The following is an 18556-nucleotide window of genomic DNA, read 5'->3' on the forward strand; positions in this document are numbered from 1 at the left end:
GTTCTTCTCTTACATAAACCTAGAGGAATGACTTCAAATGATTGTGTCCAAAAAGTGCGCAAATTGTTTCGAACGAAAAAAGCGGGGCATACTGGTACATTAGATCCGGATGTCTCAGGCGTGCTCCCTATTTGCATCGGCAAGGCAACAAAAATTTCGTCATATTTAATGGCTGAGAATAAGGAATACATCGCTGAAGTAACATTAGGAGCTGCCACTGAAACAGAGGATGCTTCTGGAAGCATTATTGCTGTAAAAGAAGTAAAGCTCCCGCCATCAAAAGAGGAAATTGAACGAGTGCTGGAAAGCTTTCGCGGAGAAATTGAACAAATTCCGCCAATGTATTCTGCAGTAAAAGTAAATGGAAAAAAATTATACGAATACGCGCGTGAAGGGAAAGTAGTCGAAAGGCCGAAAAGAAGGGTTGTCATTCATGCCATGCACCTTTTAAGCGATATAAAACAACATGACAAAACGGCTTCCTTTTCCATTCAAGTCTCTTGCTCAAAAGGGACATATATTCGAACTCTCGCGGTCATGATTGGAGAAAAATTAGGGTATCCTGCTCACATGTCTGAATTGGTGCGAATAAGATCCGGCCGTTTTCATTTACATGACTGCGTCACGTTTTCTGCGGTCGAGCAATGTTTAAAAACGGGAGATTTGCCAAACGGTTTTCTTACCATAGAGGAAGCATTAAATCAATTGCCGAAAATTAAAATAAATGATACATTAGCAAAGAAAGTAAAAAACGGAGCGATGTTGGAAATGAACGAGGATTTCCAGCATATTGGACAAAATGATGTTGTAGCAATATGGAATAATCGAGAAATTATTGCCATATATAAAAAGCATTCAGAAAAAAACAATGTGCTTAAACCCGTCAAGGTGTTAAAAACGAATGAATAGGTAAGAAAAGGGGAACTTTCGGTGAAAATGATAAAAATAACACATCCACACCATTTGGCAAAACAAAATGTGCCGAAATCGGTAATGGCGCTCGGATTTTTTGATGGAGTCCATAAAGGGCATCAAAAAGTCATTCAAACAGCTAAACAGAAGGCTGAAGAATTAAATGTTGAATGTGCGGTGATGACATTTGATCCGCACCCATCCATCGTCTTAAAAAAAAATATTCAACAAATAGAATATATTACTCCTTTACAAGAGAAACTGAAGTTTATTGAAGATCTTGGAATTGATCGATTGTATTTAGTCGAATTTACAGAAAGCTTTAGCTCGCTTCAGCCTCAACAATTTGTCGATCAATATATTATCGGATTAAATGCCATTCACGTTGTGGCCGGTTTTGATTTTACATTCGGCCGGTTTGGAAAAGGGACAATGGAAACTTTGCCTTTCTATTCAAGAGGAGCCTTTACGCATACGACGGTCGAAAAGCTGACAGACGGTGAAAGAAAAATCAGCTCTTCCCTCGTTCGAAACGCTATTAAAAATGGTGATGTTTCTTATGCATGCTCTCTTCTAGGGCGGTCTCATCAAGTATCCGGAAAGGTAATCCATGGAGAAAAGCGAGGGCGGACAATCGGCTTTCCAACCGCAAATATTGAACTAAGCGAATCCTACATTACTCCTCCGACAGGGGTATATGCGGTCAAAATCAGCATGAATGGGAAGGAATATGCGGGCATATGCAATATCGGTTATAAGCCGACATTTCATGAAAAAAGACCGGACAAGCCGAGCATAGAAGTTCATATTTTTGATTTTCATGAAGAAATTTATGATATAGATGTGACCGTAAAATGGTTCAAACGAATACGAAGTGAACAAAAGTTTTCTGGTGTGGAAGAATTAATTGCCCAAATCAAACGGGATATCAAGGAAGCTAAAGATTTTTTTCAGCGGCTGACAGAATCGGATAAAATCACGGCTGAAAAAAATTTTTAATGGAACCTCCTTGCTTTTTCTTGGGAAAAATAGTATTCTTATTCTTGTAACTTTTAACCGCTGCGTGGCAACGCGAGTCACCGACGCTTGCTAGGTAGCCGGGGATTATATTTAGGAGGTGGACAAGGATGGCTTTAACGCAAGAACGGAAAAATGAAGTGATTGAGCAATTTAAAACACATGAATCAGATACTGGTTCTCCTGAAGTGCAAATTGCTATCCTAACTGAAAAAATCAACATTTTAAATGAGCATTTGCGCGTTCACAAAAAAGACCACCATTCACGCAGAGGTCTTTTGAAAATGGTTGGGAAACGCCGTAATTTGTTGACGTATTTGCGCAATAAAGATGTTGCACGGTACCGTCAACTCATCAATAAACTCGGTTTGCGTCGTTAAGTTGTATGGAAGCGGGAGATTTCCCGCTTTTTTACTGTATTCAAAAAAGTTTATGACAGATTACATAAAAACGATATAGATTGAAAAGTTTAAAAATAACATTTTTGTACAATCTTATGTGCGAAGATAGACTTTGTCAATGAAAGAGGGGTTCAAAACAAGTATGGATCAAGAGAAACATGTTTTTTCCATAGATTGGTCCGGACGGAAGCTGACTGTTGAAATCGGCCAGCTGGCGAAGCAAGCGAACGGCGCCGTTTTAGTCCGCTATGGAGATACGGTCGTTTTATGTACGGCAACCGCTTCGAAGGAAGCAAAAGGAGTGGATTTCTTTCCCCTAACGGTCAATTATGAAGAAAGGCTTTATGCTGTCGGTAAAATCCCGGGAGGGTTTATTAAACGAGAGGGTAGACCGAGTGAAAAAGCTATTTTAGCGAGCCGTTTAATCGATAGACCGATTCGCCCGCTGTTTCCAGAAGGGTTTCGCAATGAGGTTCAAGTAGTCAGCATGGTGATGAGCGTCGACCAAGATTGTTCTTCCGAAATGGCGGCTATGTTTGGATCTTCGCTCGCGCTGTCAATATCGGACATTCCGTTTGAAGGTCCGATTGCCGGTGTCATGGTCGGCCGCCTTGATGACCAGTTTATCATTAATCCAACTGTCGAACAGCTTGAGAAAAGCGATATCCATTTAATCGTAGCCGGCACGAAAGATGCCATCAACATGGTGGAAGCAGGAGCCAATGAAGTGCCTGAAGAAACGATTTTAGAAGCAATCATGTTTGGCCATGAAGAAATCAAACGTTTGATTGCATTCCAAGAAGAGATTGTAGAAAAAATCGGAAAAGAAAAAATGGAAGTCGAATTATATAAAATCGATGAGGAGCTTGAAAAAAGAGTTCGTGAAATGGCTCTTGCCGACTTATTGCAAGCTATCCAAGTGCCTGAAAAACACGCCCGCGAAGATGCTATTAATGAAGTGAAAGAGAAAACTGTCGCAATATTTGAGGAAGAAGAAGCAGATGAAGAAACGATTAAGCAAGTAAAAGAAATTTTGCACAAGCTCGTGAAAGAGGAAGTGCGCCGTCTCATTACAGAAGAAAAAGTGAGACCTGACGGACGAAAAATTGACGAAATCCGTCCATTATCGTCTTCCGTCGGAATTTTGCCGCGCACGCACGGTTCAGGTCTTTTCACCCGCGGCCAAACACAAGCCCTGTCTATTTGTACGCTCGGAGCTTTAGGAGACGTACAAATACTTGACGGACTCGGCGTGGAAGAATCAAAGCGGTTCATGCATCACTACAACTTCCCGCCATTTAGTGTCGGGGAAACCGGTCCGATGAGGGGGCCTGGCAGACGGGAAATTGGTCATGGAGCGTTGGGAGAAAGAGCGCTTGAGCCAGTCATACCTTCCGAGCGCGATTTTCCGTACACAATTCGTCTCGTTTCAGAAGTGCTTGAATCAAATGGTTCAACTTCACAAGCGAGCATTTGTGCAAGCACCTTAGCGATGATGGATGCCGGCGTGCCGATTAAGTCGCCTGTTGCTGGAATTGCAATGGGACTTGTAAAATCTGGTGACAACTATACGGTTTTAACAGATATTCAAGGCATGGAAGATGCGCTTGGTGATATGGACTTTAAAGTCGCTGGTACAGAAAAAGGCGTCACCGCGCTGCAAATGGACATTAAAATTAAAGGCTTGTCCCGTGAAATTTTAGAAGAAGCGTTAAAACAAGCTCGCAAAGGCCGCCTTGAAATTTTGAAATCAATGCTGGCGACAATCTCTGAACCGAGAAAACAATTATCGCCATATGCTCCAAAAATTTTAACCATGGTCATCAATCCGGATAAAATTCGTGACGTGATTGGACCTAGCGGAAAACAAATTAACAAAATCATTGAAGAAACAGGAGTAAAAATCGATATTGAACAAGATGGCACAATCTACATTTCTTCCGTAGACGAAGGAATGAATAAAAAAGCGAAGAAAATTATTGAAGATATTGTAAGAGAAATTGAAGTCGGACAAATGTATTTAGGAAAAGTTAAACGGATCGAGAAATTCGGCGCATTCGTGGAACTGTTTAACGGAAAAGATGGTCTTGTCCACATTTCTGAGCTTGCAGAAGAGCGGGTAGGAAAAGTGGAGGATGTTGTGTCAGTCGGTGATGAAATTTTAGTCAAAGTGATGGAAATCGATAAACAAGGTCGTGTCAATTTATCAAGAAAGGCCGTTTTAAGGGACCAAAAAGAGCAGCAAAAGTCTTGACCGGAGCCAGGGAAAACCCGGCTTCTTTTCCATTTTTGCGGTTGGCAGTTCTATCTTGTCCCCTTTTTTCATAGTTTTATAAGTGAAAAAGGGGATGTTGCGATGAAGCGAAAAAAAGGGAAAATAGCCATTTTTATATTGATCATACTTTTTTCTTATGTCATATTGGATAATCGTTATACATTGATCTTTCTTCAGCAATTAAAAGCAAAGCATGAATTGGCTGTATCTGGCGGAGATTCGTTGTATCAAGAAATCGTTGCCAAAGCAAAAGAGTATGAAATTCCTCCGGAAAATGCTGAAATACATAGAGTTTGGAAAAAAACGCCCGGTTATAATGGGCGATCAGTCGACATTGACGCATCGTATAAGAGAATGAAGAAAAAGGGTTCTTTTGATCCGAAGCTTCTTGTATTCAAGCAAATTCCGCCTTCTGTTCATTTAAGCGATTTGCCGAACGAAGCGATCTACCGTGGACATCCGGATAAGCCAATGGTATCCTTTTTAATAAATGTTGCATGGGGAAATGAGTATCTTCCTAAAATGTTGGCCGTGCTAAAAAAGCACCATGTCAAAGCGACGTTTTTTTTAGAAGGAAGATGGGTAAAAGAAAATCCTGAACTGGCTAAAATGATTGTAGAAAGCGGCCATGAAATTGGAAATCATTCATACTCGCATCCAGATATGGCCCGCCTGCCGTCTGCAAGAATTAGACAAGAGATGGAAGAGACGAACAAAATCATCAAAGCGACGACAGGAAAAAACGTGAAATGGTTTGCGCCTCCAAGCGGCAGCTTTCGCAAGGAGGTCGTAGATATAGCGGCAGATATGAACATGGAAACGATCATGTGGTCTGTTGACACGATTGATTGGCAAAAGCCGCGGCCTGAAACGTTAATCAATCGAGTGATGTCAAAAATTCATAACGGCGCCATGATCTTAATGCATCCGACGTCATCGACCGCAGAGAGTCTAGATTCATTAATTAAAAAGATTAAAGAAAAAAATCTTTCCATCGGTTCACTTTCTAGTCTGCTGGATGAAAAACGTCTTGACTGATTGGAAGAACAGGGGGTTACAATTTGATCAAGAAATATACATGCCAAAATGGTGTTAGAATCATTTTAGAATCCATTCCGACTGTTCGCTCCGTTGCTATCGGAGTTTGGATTGGCACAGGTTCTAGAAACGAGACGAAAGAAACAAACGGCATTTCTCATTTTTTAGAGCATATGTTTTTTAAAGGAACAGAAAAAAGAACAGCTAGAGAAATTGCAGAAGCTTTTGACAAAATTGGCGGTCAGGTGAATGCCTTCACCTCAAAAGAATACACCTGCTATTATGCAAAAGTGCTCGATGAGCATGCAAATTATGCACTTGAAGTGCTGGCTGATATGTTTTTTAACTCAGTATTTGAAGAAGAAGAATTAAACAAAGAACGAAATGTTGTTTTAGAAGAGATCAAAATGTATGAAGATACTCCAGACGATATTGTGCACGATTTGTTAAGCCAGGCTGCGTTTGGCGATCATCCACTTGGCTATCCGATTTTAGGCACAGAAAAAACTTTATCTAGTTTTACCGGCGATGCGTTGAAAAGCTATATGGAAAAATACTATACTCCTGACAATATCGTCATTTCAGTAGCTGGAAACGTTCAAGAAAGCTTTATTCAAGAGGTTGAGAAATGGTTCGGCAATTTTAAGTCGTCTCATAAAAAAGAAAAATATAAGGAACCGGTTTTTTTGGACCAAAAAATCGCCAAGAAAAAAGAGACGGAGCAAGCGCATCTCTGCATTGGGTTTAAAGGGTTGAGAGTCGGTCATGACGACATTTACAGCTTAATTGTGTTAAACAATATTTTGGGCGGGAGCATGTCAAGCCGCTTATTCCAAGAGGTGAGGGAAGAAAAAGGGCTTGCTTATTCTATTTTCTCTTACCACACTTCATATGAAGACAGCGGAGTGCTCACAATATATGGTGGGACTGGAAGAAACCAGCTGAATATTTTATTTGAAACGATTTTTCAAACAATTGAAAAATTGAAAAAAAGCGGTATTACTGAAAAAGAATTAATGCATTCAAAAGAACAAATTAAAGGGAATTTAATGCTTAGTCTTGAAAGTACAAATGCAAGAATGAGCAGAAACGGCAAAAATGAGCTGCTCTTAGGCAAACATCGATCTTTGGATGAAATTATCGAAACGGTTAACCGTGTTGATATCATGAGCGTCAATGAACTTATTCAACATATTTTTACAGATGAATATGCTGTATCTTTAATTAGTCCAGAAGAGAATCTTTCTTCTGCAATTCCAGAATTAAAATGCCTGCTATGATGGATTGGCGGGCATTTTTTATTTGCCAAAAACGTATACATGTATGGAAAGCTATGTTCATCAGTTTCGAATCAATCTCTGCCTGTGAATATGTTCGTATATTTATAATGAAAGAGGGGAGCCAATACTATGCGTTTATCCGAGTTAAGCGGAAAAGAAATCGTCGATGTAAAACGAGCGGAACGTCTAGGCGTGCTCGGTCAAACAGACTTTGAAATCAATGCGGAAACTGGACAAATCACGGCGCTTATTATTCCTTCTTTAAAGTGGTTCGGTTTAAGGAAACAAGGACATGATATTCGAGTACCGTGGGAGCATATCAAAAAAATTGGTCAAGATATGATCATTATTGACGTACCGGAAAATTCCTTAAATAAAATTGATGACTAATGAAGATCCGCCGGCTAAAGAAGCCGGCTTTATTTTTTTGGCAATTTTTCGATGCGATTCACCTATCGGCTGCCGCCTACATAATATGCTTAAAACAGGGAGCTAATTATGGTTTTCGAAACTGAACTGAATTGCCATAAAGAAGGTGAAAAAAGGATGTTAACTGGCTTAAACGTTGCTGTAATTGGCGGTGACGCCCGGCAGCTAGAGGTGATCCGAAGGCTATCAGAGCACGATGCCAATCTATTTTTAATCGGATTTGATCAGCTTGAACATGGGTATACAGGATCAGTAAAAATAAACAGCCATAATATTAGTCTGGAAGGAATGGATGCAGTAATATTGCCTGTTTCAGGAACCGGAAGCGAAGGACAGGTCGAAGCAGTTTTTTCCGCTGAAGAAATCGTACTGACAAGAGAAATGGTGGCCTCCACTCCTGAGCATTGCATCTTTTATTCTGGGATGCGCACAAAATATTTAGAAGAGTTAATGGAAAAAGAAAAACGAAAGCTTGTACCGATACTGGACCGTGATGATGTAGCGATATATAATTCCATTCCGACAGTAGAAGGGACCATAATGCTCGTTATTCAACATACTGATTTTACCATTCATGGTTCCAACATTGCCGTTATCGGATTTGGACGGACAGGAATGAGTGTTGCCCGCACTTTTGCAGCATTAGGAGCTAATGTGAAGGTAGGCGCTCGCAAACAGAAAGATTTGGCCAGGATCACGGAAATGGGAATGAAGCCGTTTCATTTGAGTGAACTGAAGGACGAATTGTCGTCGATCGATATTTGCATTAATACAGTTCCAGCGTTGGTGTTGTCTTCTGATGTTTTGGCAGCTATGCCTGTCCACGCTCTTATTATCGATTTAGCATCAAAGCCGGGGGGAACCGATTTCCACTATGCTGAAAAAAGAGGTATGAAAGCCATTTTAGCACCTGGTCTTCCAGGAATTGTCGCACCGAAGACAGCGGGCCAGATTTTGGCGAATGCGTTGACAATCCTTTTAACTGAACAGCATCAGCTTGAAAGGAGTATGGATAATGGAAGTGAAAGGTAAACGGATCGGATTTGGTTTAACAGGCTCTCATTGTACTTATGATGCGGTATTTCCGCAAATTCAAAAGCTCGTTGAAAAAGGAGCAAACGTTTTGCCAATTGTCACCTCGACCGTAAAGACGACAACAACTAGATTCGGGGAAGGAGAAGAATGGGTCAAAAGAATTGAAGAAGCGACTGGAAATCAAGTAATTGATTCGATCGTGGATGCCGAGCCTTTAGGTCCGAAAATTCCTCTTGATTGCATGGTCATTGCGCCGATGACCGGCAATTCGATGAGCAAACTGGCGAATGCCTTGACGGACTCTCCTGTATTGATGGCTGCAAAAGCGACTATGAGAAACCATCGCCCCGTTGTACTAGCCATTTCTACAAACGATGCTCTCGGGTTAAATGGCGTAAATTTAATGAAGCTAATGGCGGCAAAAAATATTTTCTTTGTTCCGTTCGGCCAAGATGCACCCCACCAAAAACCGAATTCAATGGTGGCGAATATGGATCGGTTAGTGGAAACAGTTGAACATGCGCTTGAACATAGACAGCTTCAGCCGGTTATTATTGAACATAAAAAATAATCAAACAAATAAAACGCTTTCATGAAAAATCGCTCATCACTTTTTTTGGCTACTGTGATACAATTAAACGTAATACGAATACATGATTATTCGACTCTGATGCATTTTGGAAGGAGATAGATAGAAAATGGCTCAAAAAGGTTTTCATGTAGCAGTTGTCGGAGCAACTGGAGCAGTAGGAACACGAATGATCGAAACATTGGAAAAAAGAAACTTTCCTGTGGAAACTTTAACGCTGTTATCATCCGAACGATCTGCAGGAAAGACAGCTACATTTAAAGGAAAACCAATCACAGTACAAAAAGCGGAACCGGAAAGCTTTGAAGGGGTTGATATCGCTCTTTTCAGCGCTGGAGGAAGCGTGTCGAAGCAGCTTGCACCGGAAGCAGCCAAAAGAGGCGCGGTCGTGATCGACAATACGAGCGCATTTAGAATGGATGAAAACGTTCCTCTCGTAGTACCGGAAGTGAACGAAGAGGATATAAAATGGCATAACGGTATTATTGCCAACCCGAATTGTTCGACGATCCAAATGGTTGTTGCATTGCAGCCGATCCGTAAAGCGTTCGGGCTGAAAAAAGTCATTGTTTCCACTTATCAAGCAGTATCAGGTGCGGGGGCACAAGCGATCCAGGAATTGAAAGAACAGTCTAAAGCGATTTTAGAAGGAAAGCCGTTTGTACCTGAAATTTTACCTGTTAAAAGTGACGAAAAACATTATCAAATTGCGTTTAATGCAATTCCGCAAATTGATAAGTTCCAGGAAAATGGATTTACATTTGAAGAAATGAAAATGATCAATGAAACAAAAAAAATTATGCATATGAAGGATCTGGAAGTTGCAGCGACCTGCGTCCGCTTGCCGGTCGTCATCGGGCATTCAGAATCAGTCTACATTGAAATCGACAGGGACGATGTTACTGTAAATGATATTCGCAATGTATTAAGAGATGCGCCTGGCGTTACGCTTGAAGATGATCCGGCAAATCAAATTTATCCAATGCCTGCTTTTGCAGAAGGCAAATACGATACATTTGTAGGCCGAATTCGCAAAGACTTAGATCGGCCAAACGGCTTCCACCTTTGGGTTGTATCCGACAATTTATTAAAAGGGGCAGCATTAAACTCTGTACAAATTGCCGAAAGTTTAATTAAACTGAAACTAGTATAAGGTGAAAAGAAGAGAGTTGAAGCCATCAGCTCTCTTCTGTTTAGTTATTTTATAGAGGTGAACATCATGAGCATTGTTGTTCAAAAGTTTGGAGGAACGTCTGTCCGTGATGAACAAGGCAGAAGACATGCGTACGAACATATAAAGGAAGCCTTGTCTGAGAAAAAAAAAGTGGTCGTCGTCGTATCAGCGATGGGGAGAAAAGGAGATCCGTACGCAACAGATACGCTGATCAGCCTTGTGGAAGGCGGGATCGACACCATTTCCAAACGTGAACAGGATATGTTGCTGTCCTGCGGAGAAATCATCTCTTCTGTCGTATTTACTAGCATGCTAAAAGGGAAAGGAATAAAAGCGGCAGCTTTAAGCGGAGCGCAGGCAGGTTTTTTGACGACAAATGAACATACAAATGCTAAAATATTAGAATTGAAATGTGATCGCCTGCTCGGGCTTCTAGAAACAAATGATGTCGTTGTTGTCGCAGGCTTTCAAGGAGCACAAGCAAATGGAGATGTGACGACAATTGGGCGCGGCGGCAGTGACACTTCAGCAACAGCACTTGGAGCAGCTTTAAAAGCAGAATATGTAGACATTTTTACAGATGTGGAAGGAGTTATGACAGCGGATCCTCGTATTGTTAAGGATGCAAAGCCCCTTTCATTTGTGACGTATACGGAAATTTGCAATTTGGCCTATCAAGGAGCAAAGGTGATTCATCCGCGTGCGGTTGAAATCGCTATGCAAGCCAAAATCCCGATTCGCATTCGTTCCACTTATTCTAAATCGAAAGGAACGATCATCACTTCTCACCATCAGGATAAACTAGGTGCGGACATAAAAGAACGTTTAATTACTGGAATTGCTCATGTTTCCGATGTCACGCAAATTAAAGTAGATGCAAAAGAAGGGAATTTCCGTTTTCATCAAGAAATTTTTAAAGCGATGGCTACAAGCGGAATTAGCGTCGATTTCTTTAATATTACCCCTAAGAGTGTCATATATACTGTTCATGGGGATGTAACGGATCTTGCTGTTGGAATTTTGAAAGAGATCGGATATGATCCGATGATCACGCGGCATTGTGCAAAAGTCTCAATTGTAGGAGCAGGCATTCAAGGAGTCCCTGGAGTCGCTTCCAAAATCGTTGCTGCTTTATCGGAGGAAGGGATACAAATTTTGCAATCGGCAGACAGCCATACAACAATTTGGGTGCTTGTGAAGGAAAGTGAAATGATTCAAGCAGTTAATGCACTTCATAAAGCGTTTGATCTTGGAAAATAATCGATAAAGGTGTGAGGAACAAGTGGGTATGTTTGGAAGAATTTCAACTGCAATGGTTACCCCGTTTGACAATAACGGGAATATTGATTTTCAAAAAACGGAAAAATTAGTAGAATATTTAATCCATCATGGAACAGATTCAATTGTTGTGGCTGGAACAACGGGTGAATCTCCAACTTTAACAACGGAAGAAAAGCTCGCTTTATTTAAACATGTCGTTTCTGTTGTCAATAAAAGAGTTCCAGTGATTGCAGGGACAGGTACAAACAATACAAGAGCTTCCATAGAACTGACAAAAAAGGCGGAACAAACCGGCGTCGATGCGATTATGCTTGTCACTCCATACTACAACAAACCGAATCAGGAAGGGATTTATCAGCACTTTAAAGCGATAGCAGAAAGCACGCATCTTCCTGTGATGCTTTACAATGTGCCTGGCAGAACATCGTCCTCGATCGCGCCTGAAACGGTTATTCGTCTATCGGAAATTGACAATATCGTTGCGATTAAAGAAGCTAGCGGAGATCTTGATAATATGGCCAAAATTATCGAGAAAACGCCAGATGATTTTGCTTTATACACTGGGGACGACAGCTTAACGCTGCCGACATTATCAATAGGCGGTGATGGCGTCATATCTGTAGCCTCCCATGTTGTAGGAGATGAAATGCAAGAAATGATTCAAGCCTTTTTGTCAGGTGATGTGGAAAAAGCCGGAAGCCTTCATCGAAGACTTCTCCCATTAATGAAAGAACTGTTTAAGGCGCCAAACCCTGTTCCAGTGAAAGCAGCGCTGCAAATAAAAGGTCTGGATGTTGGTCCGGTGCGCTTGCCGTTAGTTCCGTTAACAACAGATGAGCGAACATCATTAGCCGCTGTGATCCATGAATTAGGCTGATCATCGTGATTAGCCTTTTTTTATTTTAAAAATTCCACTCTGCCCCATTCAAAACAGCTGAGTCTAGCGGCTTAATTTTTCGGATAAGTGTGTCTGATATAAATTAACTTGTATTCCATTTCTTTCATCAGGTATAATATTGCTAAGTGCTTTGGACGGGGATATTTAGGGAGGATCACTAACACTTATGAAAAAAGCTGAAAAAATTCAACTTATTGCTTTAGGAGGGGTTGGGGAAGTCGGAAAAAACCTGTACATCGTCGAAATCGACTCGGATATTTTTATTGTGGATGCCGGCTTGAAATATCCTGAAAACGAGATGCTCGGAATTGATGTGGTGATACCGGATATTACATATTTGCTTGAACGTAAAGATAGGGTTCGGGCCATCTTCTTAACAAATGGCAGATTGGATCGGATCGGTGCGATTTTCTACATTTTAAAACATATCAATGCGCCAGTTTACGGAACGAAATGGACAATTGCCTTGACAAAAGAAAGAATGAAGCAATATTCTGTTACCGCTGATTTTCGCGAAGTGAATATGCGAAAGCCTGTACATTTTCCTCAAGTGACGGTTTCTTTTTTTCGCACATTCTCAAATATTCCTGATTCTATGGGAGTTTGTTTCCATACGTCAATGGGAGCGATCGTGCATACAGGCGATTTTAAATTAGAGCAATCCTCGATCGGAAGTCATTTTCTTGATTTTGGTAAAATGGCGGAAATCGGTAATAGCGGAGTTCTTTGTTTGCTTTCCGACAGTATCAATGCAGAAAGACCCGGCTTTTCTGGTTCCGAAGCTCTTGCCGGAGAAATGATCAACGATGTTATGTATAATTCGCCTGGAAGAGTTGTTGTATCTGTAGCAGAGACGAATATTTACCGAATTCAGCAAATTTTCAATGCCGCAGTTGAGACTGGAAGAAAAATAGCAATTATAGGGAAATCGTTTGCCAAAATTATTGAGCTTGCAAGACAATTACGGTATTTAAAGGCTGACGATGATTTGTTTATTCCGGTGTCGCATTTAAAAAAGCTTGAAAAACAAAACTCTGTTCTACTATGTGCAAGCGATTCATTCGATCCGCTTGCGGAAATTTCAAAAATGGCCAAAGGCATTCACAAGCAACATCATATAACTTCCGATGATACGGTTTTAATTGCTCAGACCCCAACACCCGGACAAGAACTTATTTATTCGAAAACGATTGATTTGCTGTTTCGAGCAGGAGCCAATGTTGTTTCGATTGATAAAAAAGCGTTTTTTTCTGGTCATGGCTGCCAAGAAGAGCTGAAGCTTATGCTACATTTAATGAAACCAAAATACTTTATTCCCGTTCATGGTGAATTTAAAATGCAAATAGCGCATGCTAAAATTGCGCAATCGATCGGAATACGCGAAGAAAACATTTTTTTGCTCGATCAAGGAGATGTGGTTGAATTCACCCCTAAATCTGCCAAAACGGTTACAAAAGTACCTTCTGGAAATGTACTCATTGACGGGCTTGGTGTAGGAGATGTTGGAAATATCGTGCTAAGAGACCGGCGTTTGTTATCTCAGGACGGCATTTTAATTGTTGTTGTTACGTTAAACAAAGAGATGAAAAAAATTGTCGCTGGTCCTGAAATTATATCAAGAGGGTTTGTGTATGTTCGTGAGTCTGAAAGTTTAATTTCCAAAGCTACGAAAATGGTGCATGACACACTGTCGTCTTGTATGGAAGATGTTTCAATGGATTGGTCAACAATGAAACAAAACATTCGCGACGTCTTGAATCAATTTTTATATGAGCAAACGAAGCGCCGCCCGATGATTTTGCCAATTATTATGGAGGTTTAGACAAAAAGCAGGCCGACGAAGCCTGCTTTTTTCACATTTTTAAAACGGTTTCCTGGCCGCATGAAAAAATGGATTCCGTTCATACTAACATCATAACGGTAAGAAGAAAGGATGATTGGGATGAACGGAAATGCTGATCAACCGACTGTTCAGCCAGTGGAAAAGGGAAGCGAAAATGTAGTTGACAAAATTCAGCAGTTAGGACAAACAAACATTCCGCAAATGGATCAGGAAACAAACATTCATTGTTTGACCATTATCGGTCAAATTGAAGGACATATACAGCTCCCTGCTCAAAATAAAACAACGAAATATGAACATATCATTCCGCAAATTGTGGCGATCGAACAAAATATGAAAATAGAAGGACTGCTCGTCATTTTAAATACTGTCGGCGGCGATGTTGAAGCAGGACTTGCGATCGCTGAAATGCTTGCTTCGCTTACGAAACCGACTGTATCCATCGTTCTTGGCGGCGGACATTCTATCGGTGTGCCCATCGCTGTGTCATGCGATTATTCATTTATTGCGGAAACGGCTACGATGACGATTCACCCGATAAGGTTAACCGGTTTGGTCATTGGTGTTCCGCAAACGTTTGAATATCTTGATAAAATGCAGGAGCGGGTTATTAGTTTTGTAACAAAGCATTCCAATATTACAGAAGATAAATTTAAAGAGCTGATGTTTTCAAAAGGAAATTTAACAAGGGATATTGGAACAAATGTTATCGGTCAAGATGCGGTTAAGTACGGCTTGATCGATGAAATAGGCGGTGTAGGAAGCGCGATGAAAAAATTGAACGAGCTTATTTTGGAAAGAAAGAATGGAAAAGGAGGGGACATCCTTCAATGATTTTATACACGACTGTTCCTGAAGAGCTCATTTTTCCATCAGATCAAGAAGCTTTTCAAAAAAGGCACATTATTGAGATGAACGGCATTTCATTATTAATAGAAGAAACGGGAGAAAATCAATGCCAAATCGTCAGAGTGCTTTCAACCAATCCAAACCATTATTTATTGGAATCTGTTTTCCCCGGTCAAAAAGTACCTTTTTTTCGAAGCTAACATTCCTTTTAAAGACAACATCGTTGCTAGCATACCTAAATTCAAGTTTGTATGATATAATATGGACACAAACAGTCGTTCGCAGCCAAATAGTGGCTGCGTTCTTGTTTTACATAATACATAGGTGGGATTAAAGTGGCAAAAGTGAAAAGAAAACGAAAAAAGAGAAAAACGGATTGGCAAAATAAACTAAAATTTGAAATAGCGGGGCTTCTGCTATTATCATTGTCGATAATCGCTTTAAGCGAATTTGGATTTGCTGGCAAAGCGCTTGTCGCCTTTTTTCGGTTCTTCGCTGGAGAATGGCTTATTATCTTTTTGCTAGGATTATTATGGTTTTCCATATATATATTTTGGAAAAAGACATTCCCTCATTTTTTAACGAGAAGATGGCTCGGGATCTATCTTATAGTTGGCTCAATTTTAATTCTCAGCCATATGAAGCTGTTTGAAAATTTGTCAAAGGGAGGAGTTTTTGCTTCTCCAAGCGTTATATTGAATACTTGGGAGATGTATTTAAAGGAATTAAACGGGGAGGCAAGCGCTCAAGATCTTGGAGGAGGAATGATCGGCGCCGTTTTTTTTGCTGCATCATACTATTTATTTTCTTCAGGGGGCACCCGAATTATTTCCATTGTCTTGATCATAATTGGTTGCATCTTAATTTCCGGAAAATCACTCGGAAACAGCCTCTCCAAAATTGTTGAGTCCATCGGCCGGATTTTCAAAAAACAATTTTTTGCCTTTGTGGATGATATGAAGAACTTATTTTCCTTAGTAAAAAAACAAAAGAAAAAGCAAAAGAAGCATCGCTCCAATAAGGTTCAGGCTGAAGACGATCAAGAACAAGAAGATGAACATTTAGAAGAAAATACATCTGAACCGATTATTTCCAGTTTTACAGACCATCCGGAAATCGTGACAAATGATAAAAAAGAGCCCGAAAATAATTTAAAGCAGGAACAAATTACGCTTGAAGAAAAGGATGAGCCGATCGCCTTTCAGGAGATAGAAAACAAAGATTATAAATTGCCTCCGATTGATTTGCTGTCTCTTCCAAAATACAGCGGTCAGCATGCCGATAAGCGGAATATTTACGATAATGCGAGAAAACTAGAGCGCACTTTCCAAAGCTTTGGAGTGAAGGCAAAGGTTACCCAAGTACATTTAGGGCCTGCTGTAACAAAATATGAAGTGTACCCGGATGTCGGGGTGAAGGTAAGCAAAATTGTCAGTTTAAGCGATGACCTGGCGCTGGCTTTAGCAGCAAAAGATATTCGGATTGAAGCGCCGATTCCGGGAAAGTCTGCAATTGGAATTGAGGTGCCGAATTCAGAAATTGCGATGGTGTCATTGCGCGAGGTGCTGGAATCCAAAATGAACGATCGCCCTGATTCCAAGCTGCTGATCGGTTTAGGACGTGATATAACTGGAGAAGCTGTGCTGGCTGAACTGAACAAAATGCCGCATCTGCTTGTCGCAGGTGCAACAGGCAGCGGAAAAAGCGTCTGCATTAACGGGATTATTACAAGCATTTTGATGAGGGCGAAGCCTCATGAAGTGAAAATGATGATGATCGATCCAAAAATGGTCGAATTAAGTGTTTACAATGGGATTCCGCATCTATTGGCTCCTGTTGTGACAAATCCGAAAAAAGCGTCGCTCGCATTGCAAAAAGTAGTAAATGAAATGGAAAGAAGATACGAGCTGTTTTCACATACTGGAACGCGCAATATTGAAGGTTATAATGAAATGATCAGAAGGCAAAATTCGCTTTCAAAAGAGAAGCAGCCTGAGCTTCCTTTTATTGTCGTCATCGTGGATGAGCTCGCTGATTTAATGATGGTGGCTTCTTCTGATGTAGAAGATTCGATTACACGCTTGTCACAAATGGCCCGTGCTGCTGGCATTCATTTAATTATTGCGACTCAACGTCCGTCTGTTGATGTAATTACAGGAGTCATAAAAGCCAATATTCCATCGAGAATTGCCTTTAGTGTGTCCTCCCAAACCGATTCACGCACTATTTTGGATATGGGGGGAGCTGAGAAGCTGCTCGGAAGAGGAGATATGCTGTTTTTGCCAGTCGGATCATCAAAGCCGATTCGTGTTCAAGGAGCGTTTTTATCAGATGAAGAAGTGGAAAAAGTCGTGAATTACGTCATTTCACAACAAAAGGCGCAATATCAAGAAGAAATGATTCCGAACGAAGATTCCGAGGATCATGGAGATGTTGATGATGAATTATATAATGAAGCGGTTCAACTAGTTGTGGACATGCAAAGTGCAAGTGTATCCATGCTGCAAAGAAGATTTAGAATCGGCTACTCAAGAGCTGCGAGATTAATTGACGCCATGGAAGAGAGAGGGGTAGTCGGACCTTATGAGGGAAGCAAGCCGCGTCAAGTGTTGATTTCTAAAGAAGAGCTGGAGGAACGTTTGTCATAAAAATTTTCGTGTTTTTCATGCAAAAATATTTTAATAACGGGCATACTAAAACTACATTTACTAGAAAGTGAGAGATCGATGGATGGCAAAAGATGCGAAACGTAAAAAAACAAAAAGCAGTTTGAGCAGCGCCCAAGAAGTCACTTATTCGAGAGCGTTTAAAATGGCTGACAGAGCGGGAGGCTTTTCAGAAAAACATGAAAGCCATTAAAGCATAAAAATGCCAATTATAAAATGCTCCGAACATGTCACCCTAATGGATAGGACATGTTGTGAAAGCAACTGTCTACACCCTCTTTGCGGAGGTGCGCAAAATGGGAAGAGCACATAAGCAAAAAGCGCGTGATAAAAACAAAGCTAAGCTGCCGCAAGTGCCAAAAAATTTGAAGTCAGACGGCAAAAGTATTGAATTTTCAAGAGAGCTTGCCGACAAGGACGATCTTCAAGCATTGGCTCGCTCTGCTGCAGCGGACAAAAGGCAACAGAAAAGAACATAAAGGTTGTTTCAAAAGCTGTGCCTGAAAAATAATGATGAAAGACAACAGAATTCATTTTCTGTTGTCTTTTTAAGTATATGGTATTTTTTTACTTAAAATTGAACAATAAACTGAAACACACAAAAAAGTATTGGGCAACGATCAATAGTGTGTTTTCTCCGAGAATCTGCTAAAGACTTTTTAATTCCTGCATCTTATCGTATAGTATACCCCTATTTATAGATGTCATAAGTTAGCTGATCTGGCTAGAGACATCCTTGCTTTTTGTTAAATAATTAACAGTAATTTAATTATGTAAACTTTAAATAATAATTCATTTCGTTATGATTTCCTTCAATATCCTATGATTGATATAATTACTAATAACGTGTTTTTTCATGATTGGAAACA

Annotated in this window: 18 protein-coding genes; all 18 read left to right on the plus strand. The window is 40.5% G+C overall.

Annotated elements, in window-relative coordinates:
* The first annotated feature begins 27 nt into the window (after window positions 1–27).
* The 18 genes from truB (at window position 28) to NSQ94_RS08615 (ending at window position 18166) form a co-directional block, all read left to right on the plus strand.
* Window positions 28–909, plus strand: a complete 882-nt coding sequence (gene truB, locus NSQ94_RS08530) for a tRNA pseudouridine(55) synthase TruB (protein WP_339200013.1) — start codon at window positions 28–30, stop codon at window positions 907–909.
* A gap of 21 nt (window positions 910–930) precedes the next feature.
* Window positions 931–1911 (plus strand): bifunctional riboflavin kinase/FAD synthetase, encoded by a 981-nt coding sequence (ribF, locus tag NSQ94_RS08535; protein ID WP_339230565.1) that lies wholly within the window; start codon window positions 931–933, stop codon window positions 1909–1911.
* A 128-nt stretch (window positions 1912–2039) separates the two neighbouring features.
* Window positions 2040–2309, plus strand: coding sequence for a 30S ribosomal protein S15 (gene rpsO, locus NSQ94_RS08540; protein WP_063386709.1), 270 nt, complete (start codon window positions 2040–2042; stop codon window positions 2307–2309).
* Window positions 2310–2472: 163 nt separating this feature from the next.
* Window positions 2473–4584 (plus strand): polyribonucleotide nucleotidyltransferase, encoded by a 2112-nt coding sequence (gene pnp / locus NSQ94_RS08545; protein ID WP_144597754.1) that lies wholly within the window; start codon window positions 2473–2475, stop codon window positions 4582–4584.
* Between the two features lie 102 nt (window positions 4585–4686).
* Entirely contained in the window at window positions 4687–5643 is a 957-nt protein-coding gene (locus tag NSQ94_RS08550) for a polysaccharide deacetylase family protein (RefSeq protein WP_066246460.1), read from the plus strand.
* A 23-nt stretch (window positions 5644–5666) separates the two neighbouring features.
* Complete coding sequence (locus NSQ94_RS08555; RefSeq protein WP_066246458.1) at window positions 5667–6923, plus strand: pitrilysin family protein; 1257 nt, start codon at window positions 5667–5669, stop codon at window positions 6921–6923.
* Between the two features lie 129 nt (window positions 6924–7052).
* Window positions 7053–7313: a YlmC/YmxH family sporulation protein gene (locus NSQ94_RS08560; RefSeq protein WP_063386713.1), complete on the plus strand. Its 261-nt coding sequence runs from the start codon at window positions 7053–7055 to the stop codon at window positions 7311–7313.
* A gap of 156 nt (window positions 7314–7469) precedes the next feature.
* The gene (dpaA, locus tag NSQ94_RS08565; protein ID WP_339230715.1) at window positions 7470–8384 is read left to right on the plus strand and encodes a dipicolinic acid synthetase subunit A; all 915 of its coding nucleotides are present in this window, start codon (window positions 7470–7472) and stop codon (window positions 8382–8384) included.
* Window positions 8368–8958 carry a dipicolinate synthase subunit B gene (locus NSQ94_RS08570; protein ID WP_063386715.1) on the plus strand — a complete coding sequence of 197 codons (591 nt, stop codon included), beginning with the start codon at window positions 8368–8370 and terminating at the stop codon, window positions 8956–8958. The genes dpaA and NSQ94_RS08570 overlap by 17 nt, the downstream gene beginning before the upstream one ends.
* A gap of 127 nt (window positions 8959–9085) precedes the next feature.
* Window positions 9086–10129, plus strand: coding sequence for an aspartate-semialdehyde dehydrogenase (asd, locus tag NSQ94_RS08575; protein WP_063386716.1), 1044 nt, complete (start codon window positions 9086–9088; stop codon window positions 10127–10129).
* Between the two features lie 66 nt (window positions 10130–10195).
* Complete coding sequence (gene dapG / locus NSQ94_RS08580) at window positions 10196–11410, plus strand: aspartate kinase (RefSeq protein ID WP_063386717.1); 1215 nt, start codon at window positions 10196–10198, stop codon at window positions 11408–11410.
* Between the two features lie 22 nt (window positions 11411–11432).
* Window positions 11433–12308 carry a 4-hydroxy-tetrahydrodipicolinate synthase gene (gene dapA / locus NSQ94_RS08585; RefSeq protein WP_339230567.1) on the plus strand — a complete coding sequence of 292 codons (876 nt, stop codon included), beginning with the start codon at window positions 11433–11435 and terminating at the stop codon, window positions 12306–12308.
* Window positions 12309–12495: 187 nt separating this feature from the next.
* Window positions 12496–14151: a ribonuclease J gene (locus NSQ94_RS08590; RefSeq protein WP_063386718.1), complete on the plus strand. Its 1656-nt coding sequence runs from the start codon at window positions 12496–12498 to the stop codon at window positions 14149–14151.
* Between the two features lie 120 nt (window positions 14152–14271).
* A complete protein-coding gene (locus tag NSQ94_RS08595) occupies window positions 14272–15006 on the plus strand; it encodes a ClpP family protease (protein WP_066246454.1) in 735 nt (244 codons plus the stop codon).
* Window positions 15003–15221: a YlzJ-like family protein gene (locus NSQ94_RS08600; protein WP_066246452.1), complete on the plus strand. Its 219-nt coding sequence runs from the start codon at window positions 15003–15005 to the stop codon at window positions 15219–15221. Before NSQ94_RS08595 ends, NSQ94_RS08600 begins: the two co-directional genes overlap by 4 nt.
* 135 nt (window positions 15222–15356) lie before the next feature.
* Window positions 15357–17669 (plus strand): DNA translocase FtsK, encoded by a 2313-nt coding sequence (locus tag NSQ94_RS08605; RefSeq protein WP_339230569.1) that lies wholly within the window; start codon window positions 15357–15359, stop codon window positions 17667–17669.
* A gap of 82 nt (window positions 17670–17751) precedes the next feature.
* Window positions 17752–17880, plus strand: a complete 129-nt coding sequence (locus tag NSQ94_RS08610) for a YfhE family protein (RefSeq protein ID WP_082829320.1) — start codon at window positions 17752–17754, stop codon at window positions 17878–17880.
* 103 nt (window positions 17881–17983) lie between these two features.
* Window positions 17984–18166, plus strand: coding sequence for a YfhD family protein (locus tag NSQ94_RS08615; RefSeq protein WP_063386722.1), 183 nt, complete (start codon window positions 17984–17986; stop codon window positions 18164–18166).
* Window positions 18167–18556: the final 390 nt, after the last annotated feature.

The sequence above is a fragment of the Aeribacillus sp. FSL K6-2833 genome, assembly GCF_037965815.1.
Lineage (GTDB): Bacteria > Bacillota > Bacilli > Bacillales > Aeribacillaceae > Aeribacillus > Aeribacillus composti.

Bases quoted from the DNA above. Each gene is read 5' to 3' on its own strand.
- NSQ94_RS08570 (WP_063386715.1), top strand. From the start codon at position 8,368: ATGGAAGTGAAAGGTAAACGGATCGGATTTGGTTTAACAGGCTCTCAT.
- pnp (WP_144597754.1), top strand. From the start codon at position 2,473: ATGGATCAAGAGAAACATGTTTTTTCCATAGATTGGTCCGGACGGAAG.
- rpsO (WP_063386709.1), top strand. From the start codon at position 2,040: ATGGCTTTAACGCAAGAACGGAAAAATGAAGTGATTGAGCAATTTAAA.
- dapG (WP_063386717.1), top strand. From the start codon at position 10,196: ATGAGCATTGTTGTTCAAAAGTTTGGAGGAACGTCTGTCCGTGATGAA.
- NSQ94_RS08610 (WP_082829320.1), top strand. From the start codon at position 17,752: ATGGCAAAAGATGCGAAACGTAAAAAAACAAAAAGCAGTTTGAGCAGC.
- NSQ94_RS08590 (WP_063386718.1), top strand. From the start codon at position 12,496: ATGAAAAAAGCTGAAAAAATTCAACTTATTGCTTTAGGAGGGGTTGGG.
- NSQ94_RS08560 (WP_063386713.1), top strand. From the start codon at position 7,053: ATGCGTTTATCCGAGTTAAGCGGAAAAGAAATCGTCGATGTAAAACGA.
- NSQ94_RS08600 (WP_066246452.1), top strand. From the start codon at position 15,003: ATGATTTTATACACGACTGTTCCTGAAGAGCTCATTTTTCCATCAGAT.
- NSQ94_RS08550 (WP_066246460.1), top strand. From the start codon at position 4,687: ATGAAGCGAAAAAAAGGGAAAATAGCCATTTTTATATTGATCATACTT.
- asd (WP_063386716.1), top strand. From the start codon at position 9,086: ATGGCTCAAAAAGGTTTTCATGTAGCAGTTGTCGGAGCAACTGGAGCA.
- NSQ94_RS08615 (WP_063386722.1), top strand. From the start codon at position 17,984: ATGGGAAGAGCACATAAGCAAAAAGCGCGTGATAAAAACAAAGCTAAG.
- dpaA (WP_339230715.1), top strand. From the start codon at position 7,470: ATGTTAACTGGCTTAAACGTTGCTGTAATTGGCGGTGACGCCCGGCAG.
- truB (WP_339200013.1), top strand. From the start codon at position 28: ATGACTTCAAATGATTGTGTCCAAAAAGTGCGCAAATTGTTTCGAACG.
- NSQ94_RS08595 (WP_066246454.1), top strand. From the start codon at position 14,272: ATGAACGGAAATGCTGATCAACCGACTGTTCAGCCAGTGGAAAAGGGA.